Origin of the sequence: Mucilaginibacter sp., from assembly GCF_039207105.1 — a bacterium.
Lineage (GTDB): Bacteria > Bacteroidota > Bacteroidia > Sphingobacteriales > Sphingobacteriaceae > Mucilaginibacter.
Map to the genome: position 1 here is coordinate 11,922 of NZ_JBCECK010000026.1, position 14,951 is coordinate 26,872.

General features: G+C 36.1%; 25 protein-coding genes. 6 read left to right on the forward strand and 19 right to left on the reverse strand.

Going from position 1 to position 14,951, the window contains the following annotated elements; translation table 11 throughout:
- Nucleotides 1–25: 25 nt before the first annotated feature.
- Nucleotides 26–703, forward strand: coding sequence for an SOS response-associated peptidase (locus tag AAGC65_RS07745; protein ID WP_343111859.1), 678 nt, complete (start codon nucleotides 26–28; stop codon nucleotides 701–703).
- On the opposite strand, the gene AAGC65_RS07750 is transcribed toward AAGC65_RS07745, so the two are convergent.
- Both AAGC65_RS07750 and AAGC65_RS07755 read right to left on the reverse strand, forming a co-directional pair.
- The gene (locus tag AAGC65_RS07750; protein WP_343111860.1) at nucleotides 687–1,976 is read right to left on the reverse strand and encodes a Y-family DNA polymerase; all 1,290 of its coding nucleotides are present in this window, start codon (nucleotides 1,974–1,976) and stop codon (nucleotides 687–689) included. The two genes, AAGC65_RS07745 and AAGC65_RS07750, sit on opposite strands and share 17 nt — an antisense overlap.
- Nucleotides 1,885–2,409, reverse strand: coding sequence for a S24 family peptidase (locus tag AAGC65_RS07755; RefSeq protein ID WP_343111861.1), 525 nt, complete (start codon nucleotides 2,407–2,409; stop codon nucleotides 1,885–1,887). Before AAGC65_RS07755 ends, AAGC65_RS07750 begins: the two co-directional genes overlap by 92 nt.
- A 111-nt stretch (nucleotides 2,410–2,520) precedes the next feature.
- On the opposite strand from AAGC65_RS07755, the gene AAGC65_RS07760 reads away from it, so the two are divergent.
- The gene (locus AAGC65_RS07760) at nucleotides 2,521–2,751 is read left to right on the forward strand and encodes a hypothetical protein (protein WP_343111862.1); all 231 of its coding nucleotides are present in this window, start codon (nucleotides 2,521–2,523) and stop codon (nucleotides 2,749–2,751) included.
- 233 nt (nucleotides 2,752–2,984) lie between these two features.
- Here AAGC65_RS07760 and AAGC65_RS07765 read toward each other — a convergent pair whose 3' ends face one another.
- From AAGC65_RS07765 to AAGC65_RS07815, 11 genes are all read right to left on the reverse strand, one after another.
- On the reverse strand, nucleotides 2,985–3,290 hold the full coding sequence (locus AAGC65_RS07765) for a hypothetical protein (protein WP_343111863.1): 306 nt from the start codon (nucleotides 3,288–3,290) through the stop codon (nucleotides 2,985–2,987).
- 14 nt (nucleotides 3,291–3,304) lie between these two features.
- Nucleotides 3,305–3,670, reverse strand: a complete 366-nt coding sequence (locus tag AAGC65_RS07770; protein WP_343111864.1) for a hypothetical protein — start codon at nucleotides 3,668–3,670, stop codon at nucleotides 3,305–3,307.
- Between the two features lie 8 nt (nucleotides 3,671–3,678).
- Nucleotides 3,679–4,170: a hypothetical protein gene (locus tag AAGC65_RS07775; protein WP_343111865.1), complete on the reverse strand. Its 492-nt coding sequence runs from the start codon at nucleotides 4,168–4,170 to the stop codon at nucleotides 3,679–3,681.
- A gap of 9 nt (nucleotides 4,171–4,179) precedes the next feature.
- Nucleotides 4,180–4,650 (reverse strand): hypothetical protein, encoded by a 471-nt coding sequence (locus tag AAGC65_RS07780; protein ID WP_343111866.1) that lies wholly within the window; start codon nucleotides 4,648–4,650, stop codon nucleotides 4,180–4,182.
- A 13-nt stretch (nucleotides 4,651–4,663) separates the two neighbouring features.
- Nucleotides 4,664–5,368 (reverse strand): hypothetical protein, encoded by a 705-nt coding sequence (locus tag AAGC65_RS07785; protein ID WP_343111867.1) that lies wholly within the window; start codon nucleotides 5,366–5,368, stop codon nucleotides 4,664–4,666.
- Nucleotides 5,369–5,503: 135 nt separating this feature from the next.
- Nucleotides 5,504–6,301: a Fic family protein gene (locus AAGC65_RS07790; protein WP_343111868.1), complete on the reverse strand. Its 798-nt coding sequence runs from the start codon at nucleotides 6,299–6,301 to the stop codon at nucleotides 5,504–5,506.
- Nucleotides 6,302–6,315: 14 nt separating this feature from the next.
- Nucleotides 6,316–6,552 (reverse strand): hypothetical protein, encoded by a 237-nt coding sequence (locus AAGC65_RS07795; RefSeq protein WP_343111869.1) that lies wholly within the window; start codon nucleotides 6,550–6,552, stop codon nucleotides 6,316–6,318.
- Between the two features lie 232 nt (nucleotides 6,553–6,784).
- Nucleotides 6,785–7,063: a hypothetical protein gene (locus AAGC65_RS07800; protein WP_343111870.1), complete on the reverse strand. Its 279-nt coding sequence runs from the start codon at nucleotides 7,061–7,063 to the stop codon at nucleotides 6,785–6,787.
- Nucleotides 7,060–7,269 carry a hypothetical protein gene (locus tag AAGC65_RS07805; RefSeq protein ID WP_343111871.1) on the reverse strand — a complete coding sequence of 70 codons (210 nt, stop codon included), beginning with the start codon at nucleotides 7,267–7,269 and terminating at the stop codon, nucleotides 7,060–7,062. The genes AAGC65_RS07800 and AAGC65_RS07805 overlap by 4 nt, the downstream gene beginning before the upstream one ends.
- Nucleotides 7,270–7,304: 35 nt before the next feature.
- The gene (locus AAGC65_RS07810) at nucleotides 7,305–7,571 is read right to left on the reverse strand and encodes a hypothetical protein (RefSeq protein WP_343111872.1); all 267 of its coding nucleotides are present in this window, start codon (nucleotides 7,569–7,571) and stop codon (nucleotides 7,305–7,307) included.
- Nucleotides 7,572–7,611: 40 nt separating this feature from the next.
- Nucleotides 7,612–7,863: a hypothetical protein gene (locus tag AAGC65_RS07815; protein WP_343111873.1), complete on the reverse strand. Its 252-nt coding sequence runs from the start codon at nucleotides 7,861–7,863 to the stop codon at nucleotides 7,612–7,614.
- Nucleotides 7,864–8,037: 174 nt separating this feature from the next.
- Between AAGC65_RS07815 and AAGC65_RS07820 the strand changes: the two genes are divergently transcribed.
- Nucleotides 8,038–8,256, forward strand: a complete 219-nt coding sequence (locus tag AAGC65_RS07820) for a hypothetical protein (RefSeq protein ID WP_343111874.1) — start codon at nucleotides 8,038–8,040, stop codon at nucleotides 8,254–8,256.
- Nucleotides 8,257–8,829: 573 nt separating this feature from the next.
- Here AAGC65_RS07820 and AAGC65_RS07825 read toward each other — a convergent pair.
- The 3 genes from AAGC65_RS07825 to AAGC65_RS07835 form a co-directional block, all read right to left on the reverse strand.
- A complete protein-coding gene (locus AAGC65_RS07825; protein WP_343111875.1) occupies nucleotides 8,830–10,053 on the reverse strand; it encodes a hypothetical protein in 1,224 nt (407 codons plus the stop codon).
- Nucleotides 10,054–10,275: 222 nt separating this feature from the next.
- A complete protein-coding gene (locus tag AAGC65_RS07830) occupies nucleotides 10,276–10,635 on the reverse strand; it encodes a DUF6876 family protein (protein WP_343111876.1) in 360 nt (119 codons plus the stop codon).
- A 355-nt stretch (nucleotides 10,636–10,990) separates the two neighbouring features.
- The gene (locus AAGC65_RS07835) at nucleotides 10,991–11,308 is read right to left on the reverse strand and encodes a hypothetical protein (protein ID WP_343111877.1); all 318 of its coding nucleotides are present in this window, start codon (nucleotides 11,306–11,308) and stop codon (nucleotides 10,991–10,993) included.
- 327 nt (nucleotides 11,309–11,635) lie between these two features.
- Here AAGC65_RS07835 and AAGC65_RS07840 point away from each other — a divergent pair, with 327 nt between their 5' ends.
- Nucleotides 11,636–12,400 carry a DUF3825 domain-containing protein gene (locus AAGC65_RS07840; protein WP_343111878.1) on the forward strand — a complete coding sequence of 255 codons (765 nt, stop codon included), beginning with the start codon at nucleotides 11,636–11,638 and terminating at the stop codon, nucleotides 12,398–12,400.
- Between the two features lie 219 nt (nucleotides 12,401–12,619).
- On the opposite strand, the gene AAGC65_RS07845 is transcribed toward AAGC65_RS07840, so the two are convergent.
- Together AAGC65_RS07845 and AAGC65_RS07850 are read right to left on the reverse strand one after the other, a co-directional pair.
- Nucleotides 12,620–13,219, reverse strand: coding sequence for a hypothetical protein (locus AAGC65_RS07845; protein ID WP_343111879.1), 600 nt, complete (start codon nucleotides 13,217–13,219; stop codon nucleotides 12,620–12,622).
- 10 nt (nucleotides 13,220–13,229) lie between these two features.
- A complete protein-coding gene (locus tag AAGC65_RS07850; RefSeq protein WP_343111880.1) occupies nucleotides 13,230–13,652 on the reverse strand; it encodes a helix-turn-helix transcriptional regulator in 423 nt (140 codons plus the stop codon).
- A gap of 56 nt (nucleotides 13,653–13,708) precedes the next feature.
- Between AAGC65_RS07850 and AAGC65_RS07855 the strand changes: the two genes are divergently transcribed.
- On the forward strand, nucleotides 13,709–13,843 hold the full coding sequence (locus AAGC65_RS07855; RefSeq protein WP_343111881.1) for a hypothetical protein: 135 nt from the start codon (nucleotides 13,709–13,711) through the stop codon (nucleotides 13,841–13,843).
- A 125-nt stretch (nucleotides 13,844–13,968) separates the two neighbouring features.
- Nucleotides 13,969–14,379 carry a hypothetical protein gene (locus AAGC65_RS07860; RefSeq protein ID WP_343111882.1) on the forward strand — a complete coding sequence of 137 codons (411 nt, stop codon included), beginning with the start codon at nucleotides 13,969–13,971 and terminating at the stop codon, nucleotides 14,377–14,379.
- A gap of 66 nt (nucleotides 14,380–14,445) precedes the next feature.
- On the opposite strand, the gene AAGC65_RS07865 is transcribed toward AAGC65_RS07860, so the two are convergent.
- Nucleotides 14,446–14,946 (reverse strand): hypothetical protein, encoded by a 501-nt coding sequence (locus AAGC65_RS07865; protein ID WP_343111883.1) that lies wholly within the window; start codon nucleotides 14,944–14,946, stop codon nucleotides 14,446–14,448.
- Nucleotides 14,947–14,951: the final 5 nt, after the last annotated feature.

Consider the following 14,951-nt stretch of genomic DNA (forward strand, 5'->3'; position numbering starts at 1 on the left):
TTGATAAACGCACTGGCAGTATAATATGTGTTCACGTATAACCTTTGAAGTTTCCGAAGATGATCTAACATCCGCTTATGCAGCAGAGATCGGTGAAGATTGCATAGGAAAACCAGTTAAAAAAGATATCCGTATCACGGATGAAGCTTGGGTGATCACCGCCGATGAGCCGGAGCGCTTACAACAAATGCACTTTGGATTGGTTCCCTGGGATGCTCCTACTTGCATGATGGTGAAGTCAACATTTAATGCAAAAAAGGAAAATTTACTTAAAAGCCGGTTGTGGTCAAAGCTAATGCGTAACCACAAACGTTGCATTATCTTAACCAGCGGTTTCACTGAACCCGAACATGTGGATGCAGATCGCACTAAACATTGGATGTTTAAATTAAAAGAACGTAAAGTATTTTCGATGGCCGGATTGTGGTCTGAATGGCGTGACCCGCAAACCGGCTCTGTATATCGTTCATTTGCAATAATCACTAATCTTGCCAATGACCAGGTAGCCGAAGTTCATACGAAAAACCGGATGCCGGTTGCTTTAACTAAAGAGCAGGAAAAACTATGGCTGAGCAAGGACTTGCCAAAAATCGAAGATTATCTCGACGTTCTTACTATAATGCCAGATGATGAAATGAACCGCGATCAAACTTTTAAACCTGGTGCAAAAGATGATGATAGCCAACTTAACCTTTTTGAATAAAAAAAGGGTGAACCCCGATTTCTAATAACTCGTTAATTCGTGTTGTATATCGTTTTGATAAATGATCTTGCCGCATTTTCCATTTTTGTTCATACCCCATAGCTGCAAAGCGTACAAAATCCTTCCCGAAGCGACTATTTAGTTTATCAGCTAATCGGCTTACATTAGCTAATTTTTTCCTTTTATCAGCATCATCCAAAAGATAAAGCTGCCCGCCGGTGGCCGGAGAAAAACGTGTCATATAAACCCCGACTTTCTGATAAGGAAAACCTGGCTGATAAATCTTTTTTAAGCATTCGCCAGCATACCGCAATAGTTCCTGGGTAATGTTTGTAGGTATGCCAATATCTATAACTGCCGAAGCAGCTTTAACTTTATGCGTAACCTCAAACTGACTGGTCATCAGGAAAACTTGTATTTGACCGCAAAGCGAACCTTGTTCGCGTAATTTCGGAGCAGAGTTTTGTACGAATGAACACAAAGCATCCTCTATAACTTTAAAATCGTCTGTCTTTTGGCCGAAGCTTCTACCGGTATTTATACCTTTTTTATCCGCTCGTACATACTCCATTTTCAAACAGGGTGTGCCGCGCAATTCATACCATGTACGTAGGCCAGTAATGGTAAAGCGTTTCTCAATATAAGCATAGTCGTTAATTACGGCAAAGTCCCATGCTGTGCTGACACCTATCTTTGTTAGTTTAGCTGCATTACGTGGCCCTATGCCCCATACATCTTCTATCGGGAGTTTTTTCAATACAAGCATCCTGCTTAACTCGTCATCTATCATGAAAACACCTTCTTTAAAATGCTTCTTTGCAACCCGGTTTGCAGCTTTAGCAAGTGTCCTTGTTGGCCCAATTCCAATACAAACAGGAACCCCAGTATATTGAAATATTTTTTGCTTAAGGGCTATTGCCATTTTATATAAATCGTGCCTCTTAAATAAATGGAGATCACAAAAACTTTCATCTATACTGTAGATTTCAATCTCCGGCCACAACTCACCCACTATCGCGGTAATGCGATACATCATATCTTGATAAAGCGCATAGTTCGATGAACGCCACCAAAGTTTCCCGGCATCTACTAATGCTTTAAGTTCAAAAAAGGGGGTACCCATTTTGATACTCATATCTTTAGCCTCCTGACTTCGTGCTATTGCGCACCCATCATTGTTGCTAAGAACTACGCCTGGCTTGCCGCGAAGGTGTGGTTGAAACACCCTTTCGCAACTCACATAAAAATTGTTGCAGTCGATTAGCGCGTACATTGGCCTGTCTCCGTTGATTTAAAAGTGTATGAGGCACCACGCCTTCAATGTTAAATTCAGTGTATTGCTCTATTTTTACTGGGTCATATTTCGGATTGTCGGGCACCAAATATTTCAGGCCGCTATATTCCAGGTAACAGGCAATTATATGCTCACCATTTAACACACCAATTACGATATCGCCGCTAATGGGGTTTAAGCTCCGGTCAACAATTAGCAAATCGCCATCATTGATACCAGAACCAATCATGCAATTGCCAGTAACCCGGATATAAAAAGCAGCTTCGGGGTGGTTTGTTACGTATTCATCCAGGCTAATCCGATCTTCCTCATAATCGGTAGCCGGACTTTCAAAAGCAGCATGAATTACCCACCCTGCTAACGGAATTTTTATATTTCCGCGATAATTTTTATTTACTGCTTGAACTCCCATACCTTTTACATGATCTGCTATTTTCTTATTAAATTAAGAATTACAAAATTATGCTAAAAATATTAGCAACACCAAAGGAGTTGTAAAGTTTTATTTTGGTATTTTAGCCACATGGAAGAAAACGAATATCCAGCCTTCGGATTTGGCATTGACTATGGCGACGAACTCGTTTATTGTGAAGTTATTATGAGAGATAACTCTTATGATATCCAATTTAATAATCAATGGATAGCTTCCATTGAACACACCGAAGATTTCACCTGGCTTCAAGCATCAGGTACTATTCTACCCCAAAAGCTTATTGATGAAATTGGTGCCCAAATTGAACACCACTACAAGTAATTAATTTATTTCTCTGATATTGATTCCGTAAGCCGATACTGATTTACTTTTTCGTTTACCTTTTTCATGAAAGTCGTGAACGTTTTGTACCCAAAAAGAGGCTTTGTATTGAAAATAAATAAATAGTCAGCTGTTAACTTAGACTTACTGATGTGCGCCAAATCCTCGCCATTATGAAGCTCTATAGTTTGTTTGTTGTCTAAACGGTGTTTAATATCTTTAATATCCATAATTCATTTAGCCATTAAGTCTTTGTAATCAAAAAGATCAGTATTAAAAACCCTTTCGATATTATTGTTTATAACGCTTTCTTCGCCAAAAACTATTGCTGCCTGATAACCGGCAATAGCAATACGGATAGGCACTTGCTCGGCCAGTGACTTTGTAATTACTTCTTGGGTAAGTGGACTATCGAGCTTAAAATTTTCATCACTAAAAAAACTGGCTAACCAAGTATATAAGTCAACTTCGTTACGACATTGTACCGGATTAATTAGTACCTCCGGGCGATCTGTTTTTATAAAGCCAACGATGAACATTATTTATCTTGACATTAATCGTGTAATAACTTCTTGTATTCCTGATAAAGTTCTTTCCCCATCAGCTTTTGTACAAATTCTTCTAACCCCACATCGTTTTTTTCGTTTACATATCTTGTAAACGGTAAAGCGCTCTTACATGCTTCAAAGCCTTTATCTGCCATGCCATTACGAATGTTTTCCGGCAGTCCTTCTAACCACTCTTTAAAATCTTCGTGGGTAGGTTCATAATTATCGTTAGCCAAACCATGATAGCGATAAACTGCGTTACCATAATTAAACATCAATTCATGATACCTTTTTTGATCTTCCGGACAGGACTGTAATAGATCAGCTTGTTGCTGATTGCATGAGGCCAAAGGGTGTTGCACTTTAATCATAGTATTAATTAATAATGATCTAACACCTCAATTCCTTCCACTTCATGCCAATGTTCTATTGTAGTATTGGGGATTGTTGGATGTGCATCTGTTTTATCCCATATCCTCAAATCCTCATGAAAAAGCTTATAAACTTTATCAATACTTAACCAATGACTTGCAAAGTGATCAGTAATACCAACTTCATTCAAAAAACTATCAAAGTAAGTTAACTGGCTGAATGGTGTAAATCTTAAATTATCAAAATCTTCACTCCAAAAAGAAATTGCAAAGCCAAAAACTCGCTGCGGGTGCAAGGTTTGATCGTCCCGATGTTGAGTAGTTATTTTAAAATAAATTTCTGAAACATCAGGTACTTCATGTAACTGCGTTTCTACTTTGATTACTTCCTGGGCGTTGACCTGTAACATATCGATGGCGTACAGATCAACAATCTTTAAAAGTTCGTCGTCGGTAAGGGTATTTAACGGCCTTACGTTCTCGTCATAAGTGAATTTCATACTGCTTAATTAAATTATAACTACGTCAAAAATTAAAGTCCTGTCCCCTATTGAGAAACGCTTTCCAACAATTAGAAGCCGCTGGTAACCTCCTTTCCAAATAAAGGTATCAATAAAAAGCCGGTACATGATCAGCTCGTTATCCTCAATATAAGATTCATCAAAAAATACAGGGTCGAAGCTATCAGATGTCAAACTTATAGTATCACCGACATTCAACCTGGACGCAAATTCAACATCTATTAAATAAAGCGGATAGTTTTCATAGAAAGGTACAAAACCAACCGATTCTTTATCTTGATACAACGCCTCGCACTCTTTGATATAACTATCAAGCGCCACTTCGTCTGACTTAATGCAGTCAGCCATATTTACTTGATCTTGCGAATAGACACTTTTATACTCGCGCTGCACAATATCATTTTCCCAGTAAGAACTAATCTTCTTAGGTAGGAAAACTGCGGTTTTTAATTCGATCATAGGTAATAGGATTTTAAAATTTTACGGTTCTGTCTATAGATACAGCTCGATATTCTTGTAACATGGCGTGGGTGCTACCTTTTTTATTAGCAAGGGCATGAAAATCCTTTATGATTCTTTCGCTGGTCAACCAGTGAAAAGGATATGCATATACTTCACCTTGTAATTTAACGGTTAGAACTATTGGTCTACGTAGTTTCAGGGCGGCAGTTAGTGAGGCTATACGTTCACAAATTTTATTGAATGCAGTTGAATTTTTATTAGTTATATAATACTGAATTTCGAGTTTGGCTAATTGCCTTGTTCTAAAATCATCACCTGTTTTTTTCTTACCAGGTTTCCTTTTAGAATTTTTTATTAATACATCTGCTGGCAACATTTCAGCATTATAACCAGGATATAATTTATTGATTTCATGGATAGCAAACAGCCCCCACTTTTTATAAAGTCGCCGTATTATATTTTTCCTTTTAGTGTTTTCTATTTGATTCAAACGGCTTATCGCACGTTCTAAGGTTAATACAAAAGGTTTATTTTGCTCCTTAGCTCTAATAGCAGCCCGAACTATAATTTTAACTATGGGGCTTAATTCAAAGTCTAAAACATTAAATAAATCTGCCCAGGTATACTTTTTAAGATTTGAACTAAATTCTTCGATTAAGTCCTGGCCGGTTAAGTTAGGAAGTTGTACCGGTTGAATTTCTATTGTACATGCCATATCTAAATGATTTATATAAAGATATAAAAATATCTTTATATTTTGATATCACATGTGATTTTTATTTTCAGTTTTTTTTGGTTGTATAGGAAAAATGATATTTTATATCTTTATATTTTGATATCTTGATATCAATTAAAAAATCAATGTAAAGCCTCTCCCCCACTTAGGTTTATCAATTTCTTCAAATCTTTTGATTTCAGTTTGAAGCAGCTTAGAATACTCCTTGCTCATAAACTCCCTAAAAAATTTAATATCGGTTTTTTCCAGTGATTCATTTAAAGCTGTAATATAATCCGGTTTAGATTCATTATGTACTATTGCCAGTGGCAGGTTATAGAATGATTGAACATAGTTCATTAAAAGACGGGATGAACGACCATTGCCATCATACCAAGGGTGTATATTGACGAGGTTGTAATGAGCATCGAAAGAAAGGTTAATTTGTTCTGATTGCTTTAAAGGCTTTTTCATTAAGTCTTTCATCTTAGCAACCATATCAGTAAGATAAGGTACTACCTTACTATAATTCGGAAAGTAGGTGTTACCGGCTTGAACATTACCAAGTCTTAATTCGCCTTTAGTTGCGTCAACAGTTCCGAGTGGGGTATTATATATCTGGCCGGTGTTACGGACTACAAGCGAATTAATCTCTTTTAAAAACTCAATTGATACAGGACGTTTAGCGCGCGCCTCTTTCAGTGTAAAAAGTAAAGCGGCATAATGATCTGTAGCCATTAAAGTGTCGTGAAGGGCTTTATTATTAGGTGTTAAACCATCTTCAAGTAAAACACGCGTTTCAAGTTCAGTTAAAGTGGAACCTTCAATTTTAGTGGAGTGATGAACGATTGAAATTAGATTGAATTTCTCATGGTCTACCACCTCGGCTATGCCCAGTGCATTATATCTGTCAATTAATTTAGCTAAGTCCATGAGTATTTTTTATATTATTTCATTGTTTTTCTTTTCTTCACAATATCGTTCATCATCTTCATATTGCGTTCTTCCTCGGTTTCTGACTTAGACTTTTTTAAGGCTACTGTGTCTTTTTTAACAGTGTCTTTTTTTATCGTATCAGAAGTAGTTACTGTATCAGTGCTTTTAGTTTCGGTTGTTTTCTGCCCATTAGAGCAGCTACTTAAAAATATAAATGCTGATAATAATGTTATAATCGTCGTTTTCATAAGGATGTTTTGGTATATACCAAAGGTATCTATTAATCTGTCAATGGACAAAAGGTTAAGGAAATGACGATTATGCTATCAATAACTTTAACCTGGTGGATCTACAATATTTAAAAATACTATCATTTTTAAAAGCTGCAGCTGCCGGCATGAAGTAATTATGCTATCATATATTGAACAGGCCAGGCCTGATCTGCCCCCGCTCCGGAAATCTTTTGCTATCAAAAGCATTTTAGCGAGGTTCCATTTGTAAAATTAAAGAAAGTGCTTCCAGCTCGATCTGACTGTTTATTTCACGGGACGTAATTTCAAAAGCCGGGTTACTTAAATTTAAATCTTCAAGGTCGGTAAGGATGTCATCAACGTATTCATCCAGGACTGCACATAATATGTAATGATTAGAACTGGGTAATCTGAGACATTCATAATCATTTTTTGCGATCTGTATTACCGCTTCCAGATTTTCACCTTTTATGATATCTGTATTAATTACCAGTACGTTTAGTTTCATCGCTTTAAATCTTTAACTGTGGTTACGTATTCTGAAATATCTATTAGAAAGTCATTGTCCTTTATAACATGAGCTTGCAGAATATTAAATTGGATGTCTGGGCTTAACTCTTTTTTAAGCGTTTCCAAAGCTTTATAAACGTTCTCGCCGTCCATTTCTAACTTGCCGAAATGTTCTACCTGAAATACATATTTTTCTGTTTCCATAGTACATATATAATTATGTATTTATATCTTGATATCTATATATCGTCAATTTCTCGTTTTATTTGGTCAGATTCTTTTGAGTTTTCAAATTTGGTTTTGGGCATTACTGCCATAAGAAAAAAGGGAACAACAGTTGTGAGCAAGAAAAGAGCGGCATCTATTGAATTGTAATTTTCTCTTAACCTTGCGAGCAATAAAACTGAAATGAAAGCATTCCAGACTACCCACTTCCAGCGATCAAAATAGTATTGGCGTTTAGCTTTTCTGTAAATTGGGTGGTTTACATAATCTGAATTTTTCATAGTTGAGATAATTATATCATGATATCAGAATATATTGATATCAATTATTAGTAAGTCTTTTAAGTTGTTCTAATCCACTAAATAAGTCCAAAGTACCCTGCCTGTAATCCCTTACCTGGGCCTGTAGGGCAGCCTTATCACGCTTTAGCTCTGCTACCTCTTTTTCAAGGCTCATACACTTCAAAGCTGCATATAGAAGCGCTTTTGTATTTACATTGATGTTGTATTTTTTTTTAATTTCATCAATCAGTTGTTCTTCAATTTCAGTTAATCTAACGGTTAAAACTCCCATGACCTTAAATTTAATAGTGACCTAAAAATCAAAGATATAAAAATATCTTGATATATTGATATCTTTATATAATTTTATTACAATTTTTTTTCACTTTTTGGAATGAAGTTTGTAACTTTATATAAAGATACCTTGATATAAATGTATCTCTATTTAAACAGTAAAGTTTGGGTTATGACTGGGTTTGGAAAATTTTTAGTAGCTACAATTATTAGCTTCTTTTTAATGGTGGGGGCGTTAGGTTCAAAACATCCAACCATGCTGATACTGCTTGCGATATTGGTTTGGGTAATCTTCGCCTGGGCATCATCTTCATCATCGAGAAAAAATCGCGACCGGGAAGAACAAATTAGACTTTTAAACTCATTCCTCAAATCAAATGGTAAATTTTAACAGCAGTCCTACAAAAATTGACTACAAGCTGAATTAAGGCCTTTCAGGTTCAATTTAAACTCGATACTCTGGAAACCACAAATATTTTTTCTTTTTGCTGTTTATTGATTTGGCATAGTTATCCATTTCAGGCTATTTTAATGCAATCTGCCGCAATATTTCTATTTTTGTGAACAGATACATCGTTTTGTTAAAATAAATTCGTTTGAAAGGAGCTAACTCTTTAATTGCTTATCGACCGAAGGGAGTAAAACAACTTTTTGCGCAGCAAAATCCTTTATATATAGATTATGCTATTAAGATATAATATTGGTCGAAATACTATAATGCTTTCAAAAAAAAGAGGCCTTTTCACCTAAGAAAAAGCCTTTTTTGTTTTCAGGTATGGTCGAAATACTATAATGGTACCCCTCCTGGGTCGAAATACTATAATTCTAAGCCGAAATACTATAATAGTTAAAGCGATCAGGTCGGTATACTATAATGGTAGGTCGAAATAGTATAATGGAAATAGGGCAGATGGTCGAAATACTATAAGGGTGGGTCGAAATACTATAATGCGTAGTCGGTATGTTATAATAGTCCGATAACTGGCTCAATGCTTAAAAAACCTTCATTTATCATTCTGATTGCTTCGCTATCCTTAAGTTGTTTTTCTTTATTCCATTCGTTTGCCTTGAAGTATACGCTTTTTAGCAGCTCTACCTTTTTTTGTAAATCCGTTTGGGTAGAGTTAAGCCACCGTTGAAAGGCATCAGTTTCCTTTTCAAAGGCTGTAATTCGACTTAAGCGCTCTTGGGGGTACATACTATCAAATAGATGGCGCAAATCCTTTAAAAGAGTTAATTTCAGCTTATGATCCATTTGCATACGCTGGACTAACTCTTGATTCATATTTGACGTAAAATCAAACTTAACAAAATAGTCCTCAACATATTTGTTATTGAGATTGCCACTAACAAATTTGTATTCAAAAGAGAAGTGAAGCTTTTTGTCACTATTGATGTTTTTATGAATGGACTTAAGAATATTGCCTACGGCTTCTTTCTTGTGTTTGGGTTCCTTTTCGACAGGGTTCCCTTTTTTATCAGGCTCCTTCATGTAACGCACCCCGGCAAGATCAGCCAAATAATCTATTGAATAAAGTGGACTGTCAACCTTACCTTGTTGTGAGGAATAGATATGAAAGATTTTATTTAGCCATATATAAATCTTCTTGCGAGAATGGCCTCCTTTGCCTTTGCCGATGGCCGGTAGGCGGGTAGTATCAAGTGTATAATATCGCTTTACAAATCCCTCAATAATGACATCAGATAGCCTAACCTCATAAACCTTCTTAGTGCCCAGGACTGAACCGCTCTGTAAATAGATATCCTTTAAAATTGGGAAGTTTTCAAGTTTTAAAATCTTACCATCTTCCCTGTAATCATGTACTTTAGAAAAAATTATATTGGTTCTAAGCATCCGGTACAGCGTATAGTCAAGTACGCTTTCAAACTTGTGGCCCTCGTAAACGGGAGCCTTAACGCGGCCACTGGCGATATCGGGGTGAATAGCGCATAAATTTGGAGCGCTTATGCCCGTAAAGTCGCTATATTCTTTAATAGTAAACTTCGTGTACCCAAAAAGGTTAGTATTAAGCTTTTTACTCATGAAAATGATGAAATCTAAAACGTTTTGTGCGTCACCTTCAAAGCTGTTATCAATATCCATCAGGTTATCAGCAACACTTCTATCAACACGAGATAGGGTAAAGCTTAACTCTTTAGATTTTTCAGACAATATGCTACCTTCCATATAAGTACGTTTTTGATATCTATATACAAAGATATCAATATATCATTGATTTAAAAAAACTCATTAAATATTTTTTGGCATAAAGGTAAATCTACACAATTTTTCTTTTTGCTGATTACATTGTAAAAAGCGTCTGAAATAAGCACTGTGTACCTAATACAAGCATTATAGTATTTCGACCGAATGAATATGACCATAAAAAAAGCCCCGAGGGGCTTAAAGCTAACGTTCGTTAGGTAAGTAAATAACCTCATTTTCTAACCAAACATGAACTTCGTCGGCTTCAAAATGAGAAATCGGAATGTCTATCACTTTAATAACGTTTTTGTTGCCATCCTCAACAGAGAGTTTAAAGTAAGACCCGGTTAATCTTTTTAAAATCCAAACCTGAAAATCTTGGGTGTCTTTTATATCCCTGGAATGAATACTGATTAAATCAACTAACCAGTAACATTCATATTTATCAGCGAGGTATTTAACCCCATCAGTAATAAGGATTCCAAACTTGTACTTGTAAAAATTCTCTGAACCGCCCAAAAACTGGTTAAATTCAATAGTGTTGTTTAACCTCAAATCTTTCATGATATTAATTTTATCGTAAACCTGAATTAGTTTACATGCGGTCACTCGGCACTGATACCGAATAAGTGCAAAAAATTTTGAAAGAAAATGCGGTGGGGTTCCCATCGGGATACCCATTTTGTTTTAAAATTATTTGAAGGGATGGGGTAGGAGCTGGCCCACATTTCGGGATTAGGTGCCGAACTTTGTATTTAAACTGATAATATGACTTCTACCATCGGCTTAAAGTAAAACACACCCTTATATAATAGAAACGCTATCATTCTGACGAGCGCCGGTTGAGCTGGCCATCAAATTTTGCTATCAAATAAAAGCGCCCGGACTTTCACCAGGTCGCTAATCTACTATCAATCCCTTAGAAAAGGGAATATTGACTTTCAGTTGCTATAGTGATGTATTCTTCTTTAATGAAATGAGTAATAGCATCCTCGGCAAAGCTCTGAAATGAAGTATAACTAATAAGCGTTTCAGGATGGAAGTAGTGTGATTTTCCGTTTTTCTTTCCAGTGATTAAGTTAGTGCAACCGACCTGTAGGTGTGAAATACAAGGTAGGCCATTTGCTTTAAGCACGTTAAAAGGTTTAAATTTAAAATGTACATCTACTTTATTGCTACCGATATTTTTAGTGTAATGATTTTCAGTAAGTAATGAAGGATGAATGTTTGTGTCCATAACGATAAGCTTTATTTTTTTGCATCGATAAAAAACCGTGAGCATAGCGGTCAAGGGCGGTGAGGTACGAGCCGTTTATATACCCTTGAACACTATAAGCGAAAGGTTAAACCTTTGCATAAAAAATTACAGCTGTTAGTGGCGGAAACAGGCCATTTACTATCATTATCATAAACCTGGTAGATCTGCAGCTTGGATTAATACTATCAAAATTGAGTGAAGATCTTGCCGGCAAACGGGACTTTTGCTATCATTCAACAAAATATCAAATCATTAAGCTGCCGCCTCGATCAAAAGATACTTATTAACTTTGTAAAAACTTAATTTATGATAAACAGATTTCCTCTTTTTAATTTTGGCTGGTTTCAGCCCGATTTCAGCACTCGGTTAGAAGAACTTGCAAATTTGGCAATGACTGAAAACTGGGATTATAATAACGCGCCGGTTGGCAACGGCCATCCTATATTATTTAACTACATTCATCATACCTTTAATAAGGTTGAAGCAGAAAATAAAGTATTGATTGAAGGTGAAAAGTGTATTTTTAATACAGGCCTTGTTACAGATAATCAAGAGGGCATATATGCATACTTCAACAAAAACAAACGTCCAGGTGCAACCATTCCGTGGTTTTTTATCGGTTGGCGAAAGGAAAGCCATAGAGATTTATTAAACTTTTCAGCTTTACCAGAAACGGCTGATTATTTTGAAAATCCAACGGAACTGATCTATGACACACGTTGTGAACTAAGGGTAAATACCGATCACATAATTACCGATAACATCACACGGTTTCCTGATGGTATGAAAACAATGGACACCTATCAACTGGGAAATTTATTACAAGGAACCATAAACGACGCGAAAAAACGCGTGAAAAGGAATTACAAGACAGCCATTCCTCAATACTTTAATGGGAAGTTACAGTTATTATTGCCATTATGTTTACAAAGTAAGGGGGTGGCCGATTTAGCGTTAGTGGTTGAAAAGGAAAATAATATTTATAGAGCTTCAACTATTTTGACGTTAGATATGGCCGTCAATAATGCTCGCCTGATTGCCAAACCGGATGATGAATGGTTAAGGCCTTAAGGTTAAAATGAATTTTAATTAAGTTTTTAATTAAAATTTTTAAACTTTTATATTTAATTGTGTTATCTTTGTATTGTTGTCACAATCGACAACATGACTATAGATTTATTATAAATCATTTTTTACAAAAGATCATACATTTTCTAAGATTCTAAAAAGAAAAAGATTATAGAAAAAGCCTCTCATTCGAGAGGCTTTTTTTGTGACCTAAATTTTCAACTACAGCTCTGTTAGCACCTGGCGAATATAGCCATCAATGTTTTTAGTAGTGGTATCATTATAATCAGCAGGTGTAGATGATTCAAAAGCCGCTTTAACAGCATCATCTTTAGTTTTGTAATGCTCTTTAGTGCTAATCGCTGTGCCAACGGAACCATAAAACTGCTTACTGGCTATAATTAGGCCACTTGTAGGGTTTACGATCTGAAAATAATAGTTCATTCGGCAACCATAATTTACTTTTTTAACGCCCCCGGAGATTGAGGCAATTTCTTGTAGAGTTGGGGAATAATACAACACAACCAATACGTTAATGCCTTTGGCTTTAGCATCAGCAAGGACTTTTGCGTCATCAAATTGCCCTTTATCATTTCCGATATCATCTTTGATCTGGCTTGATGCTTGGCTTTGTAAATCGGTTAATGAGAACCCGGCGAACTGTTTTAAATGCGATGCTAAAAACAAGTGAGCTGCTTTATCATAGTTAGCATCATTTTGGTCATCAGTACTAAGCAATATAAGGCCAACGTTCTTCGACTGGGTAAAAGCGCTTGTGCAAATAACAAATGCAAGCGATATAGTTAATAAAAATCTGTTCATTTGGTGCCAATTATTTATTAGCTTTCAATAACTCTATTTTTTCCCGCTCGCTCGCGAGTAAACGCTCATAGAGTTTTTTATTCTCTTCAAAAAGCTCAATTAATTTATCTATGGGATTAAAATTAATAGTTCCATAATTATTCAATGGCCCCTGATTATGCGAACCTTCATAATTATTTTGAATATTATAAATCGCTTTTTCTTCATCAAAATTCTTGATTGCTTCAACAGGAACTTTGAGAATTGTAGCCACCTGTGCAAGTATGTCATCATCTATGGTCTCTTTCGCCTCTAATAATGACACTCGCTTTTGGCTCCAATCGTCGCCAAGTTGGTAGGCAAGCGCTTCTTGTTTCAGGCCAAACATTTCCCTGAAACGTTTAATATTACGGCCATGATGAATGTTTTTGCGATTGTCGGTTGTTGTACTCATAAATCAATTGATAACTTCAAAACTAATAATTTATTAAAAGTTGTTTGTCTAATATTATGAAAACACAATATACTATCATTTTGAGTTGCTGCGCCTGGTGCCCGGCGCAAAAAACACTATCATTTATCGGTCAGGCCTGGCCTGATCTGCGCCCGCTCCATTTTAATTATGATAGCAAAAGACTATCATAAATTAAAATCAGGTAGATCTTCCAGGGGCAGAAATACTATCAAATCACAAAAGAGATCTCACCGGCAGCATTGTAATATGCTATCATTAAAATTATATTTACAGGATTATTCAACTTAAACCTGCTATGATGAAGAAACTCTCAATTTCATTGATCATCGCGCTTATGACAATGATTTCATTGGGGCATGCGCAAACACAAAATACAAAACAAAACTCCAGTACGGACAATTCGATTATTGAAAAAGCTACATATCGCTTATTCCCAACGGAAAATATCTGGAACTTTATCAAGCTGAATACCAGGAATGGTGAAATGTGGCAGGTGCAGTGGTCAACGGGCACTGATAACCGTTTTGTTACAGCCCTAAGTTTGGAACCGCTGGTGGGTAAAGACGAAGAAAAAAACGGCAGATTTACCTTACAAGCCACACAAAATATAAATACTTTTATACTACTTGACCAATTGGACGGCAGGACTTGGCAAGTACAATGGGCAGTTAATCCGGAGAAACGAGGTATAATACCAATTAACTAAAAACAAAAAAGGCGTTGGCCGAAGCCAACGCCAGAAATTAACTATTAAGGAACGGCTAAAAGAAAACTAATAAGTCGATATATCCAAATTTTCCGATATCGGGGTAGTAACCTGCCCAGCTGGTAAAGCCTTATACGTATAGGTTTCTATTTGTTTATTATCTGCATAAACCTTTATTGTGGCAGATATCGGAGCTTGTGATGTATCGTCGGTATTATGAGTTTGAGTTGTTGAAAGTGTAAAACCTAATCTATTAACAGCCTCCTTGCCCTCAACCACAAAACTTGCTGACGTTATATCACCAATGTAATTATAGGCGTTGCCTTGGGAAACTACTTGTGTCCATGCTGTATTAGCCGGAGCAGTTATTACAGGTTCAACAAATGTACCGCTGCCTTTAGTTAATGAATTGACTGAAAAAAGCAATTGGTAGTTTTGATAGTTGCCAGAAAACGCAACTTCAACACGCACTTTTTTTTCAGATGGGGTCTTAACATCATTTTGCTTGTCTTTGCTGCAAGCAGTAAACAATAATGCCGCAAGGCATAGTGATAATAAATTTTTCATAAATA

Coding starts and splice junctions, on each gene's coding strand:
- AAGC65_RS07745 (WP_343111859.1), top strand. CDS start 26: ATGTGTTCACGTATAACCTTTGAAGTTTCCGAAGATGATCTAACATCC.
- AAGC65_RS07750 (WP_343111860.1), bottom strand. CDS start 1,976: ATGTACGCGCTAATCGACTGCAACAATTTTTATGTGAGTTGCGAAAGG.
- AAGC65_RS07755 (WP_343111861.1), bottom strand. CDS start 2,409: ATGGGAGTTCAAGCAGTAAATAAAAATTATCGCGGAAATATAAAAATT.
- AAGC65_RS07760 (WP_343111862.1), top strand. CDS start 2,521: ATGGAAGAAAACGAATATCCAGCCTTCGGATTTGGCATTGACTATGGC.
- AAGC65_RS07765 (WP_343111863.1), bottom strand. CDS start 3,290: ATGTTCATCGTTGGCTTTATAAAAACAGATCGCCCGGAGGTACTAATT.
- AAGC65_RS07770 (WP_343111864.1), bottom strand. CDS start 3,670: ATGATTAAAGTGCAACACCCTTTGGCCTCATGCAATCAGCAACAAGCT.
- AAGC65_RS07775 (WP_343111865.1), bottom strand. CDS start 4,170: ATGAAATTCACTTATGACGAGAACGTAAGGCCGTTAAATACCCTTACC.
- AAGC65_RS07780 (WP_343111866.1), bottom strand. CDS start 4,650: ATGATCGAATTAAAAACCGCAGTTTTCCTACCTAAGAAGATTAGTTCT.
- AAGC65_RS07785 (WP_343111867.1), bottom strand. CDS start 5,368: ATGGCATGTACAATAGAAATTCAACCGGTACAACTTCCTAACTTAACC.
- AAGC65_RS07790 (WP_343111868.1), bottom strand. CDS start 6,301: ATGGACTTAGCTAAATTAATTGACAGATATAATGCACTGGGCATAGCC.
- AAGC65_RS07795 (WP_343111869.1), bottom strand. CDS start 6,552: ATGAAAACGACGATTATAACATTATTATCAGCATTTATATTTTTAAGT.
- AAGC65_RS07800 (WP_343111870.1), bottom strand. CDS start 7,063: ATGAAACTAAACGTACTGGTAATTAATACAGATATCATAAAAGGTGAA.
- AAGC65_RS07805 (WP_343111871.1), bottom strand. CDS start 7,269: ATGGAAACAGAAAAATATGTATTTCAGGTAGAACATTTCGGCAAGTTA.
- AAGC65_RS07810 (WP_343111872.1), bottom strand. CDS start 7,571: ATGAAAAATTCAGATTATGTAAACCACCCAATTTACAGAAAAGCTAAA.
- AAGC65_RS07815 (WP_343111873.1), bottom strand. CDS start 7,863: ATGGGAGTTTTAACCGTTAGATTAACTGAAATTGAAGAACAACTGATT.
- AAGC65_RS07820 (WP_343111874.1), top strand. CDS start 8,038: ATGACTGGGTTTGGAAAATTTTTAGTAGCTACAATTATTAGCTTCTTT.
- AAGC65_RS07825 (WP_343111875.1), bottom strand. CDS start 10,053: ATGGAAGGTAGCATATTGTCTGAAAAATCTAAAGAGTTAAGCTTTACC.
- AAGC65_RS07830 (WP_343111876.1), bottom strand. CDS start 10,635: ATGAAAGATTTGAGGTTAAACAACACTATTGAATTTAACCAGTTTTTG.
- AAGC65_RS07835 (WP_343111877.1), bottom strand. CDS start 11,308: ATGGACACAAACATTCATCCTTCATTACTTACTGAAAATCATTACACT.
- AAGC65_RS07840 (WP_343111878.1), top strand. CDS start 11,636: ATGATAAACAGATTTCCTCTTTTTAATTTTGGCTGGTTTCAGCCCGAT.
- AAGC65_RS07845 (WP_343111879.1), bottom strand. CDS start 13,219: ATGAACAGATTTTTATTAACTATATCGCTTGCATTTGTTATTTGCACA.
- AAGC65_RS07850 (WP_343111880.1), bottom strand. CDS start 13,652: ATGAGTACAACAACCGACAATCGCAAAAACATTCATCATGGCCGTAAT.
- AAGC65_RS07855 (WP_343111881.1), top strand. CDS start 13,709: ATGAAAACACAATATACTATCATTTTGAGTTGCTGCGCCTGGTGCCCG.
- AAGC65_RS07860 (WP_343111882.1), top strand. CDS start 13,969: ATGATGAAGAAACTCTCAATTTCATTGATCATCGCGCTTATGACAATG.
- AAGC65_RS07865 (WP_343111883.1), bottom strand. CDS start 14,946: ATGAAAAATTTATTATCACTATGCCTTGCGGCATTATTGTTTACTGCT.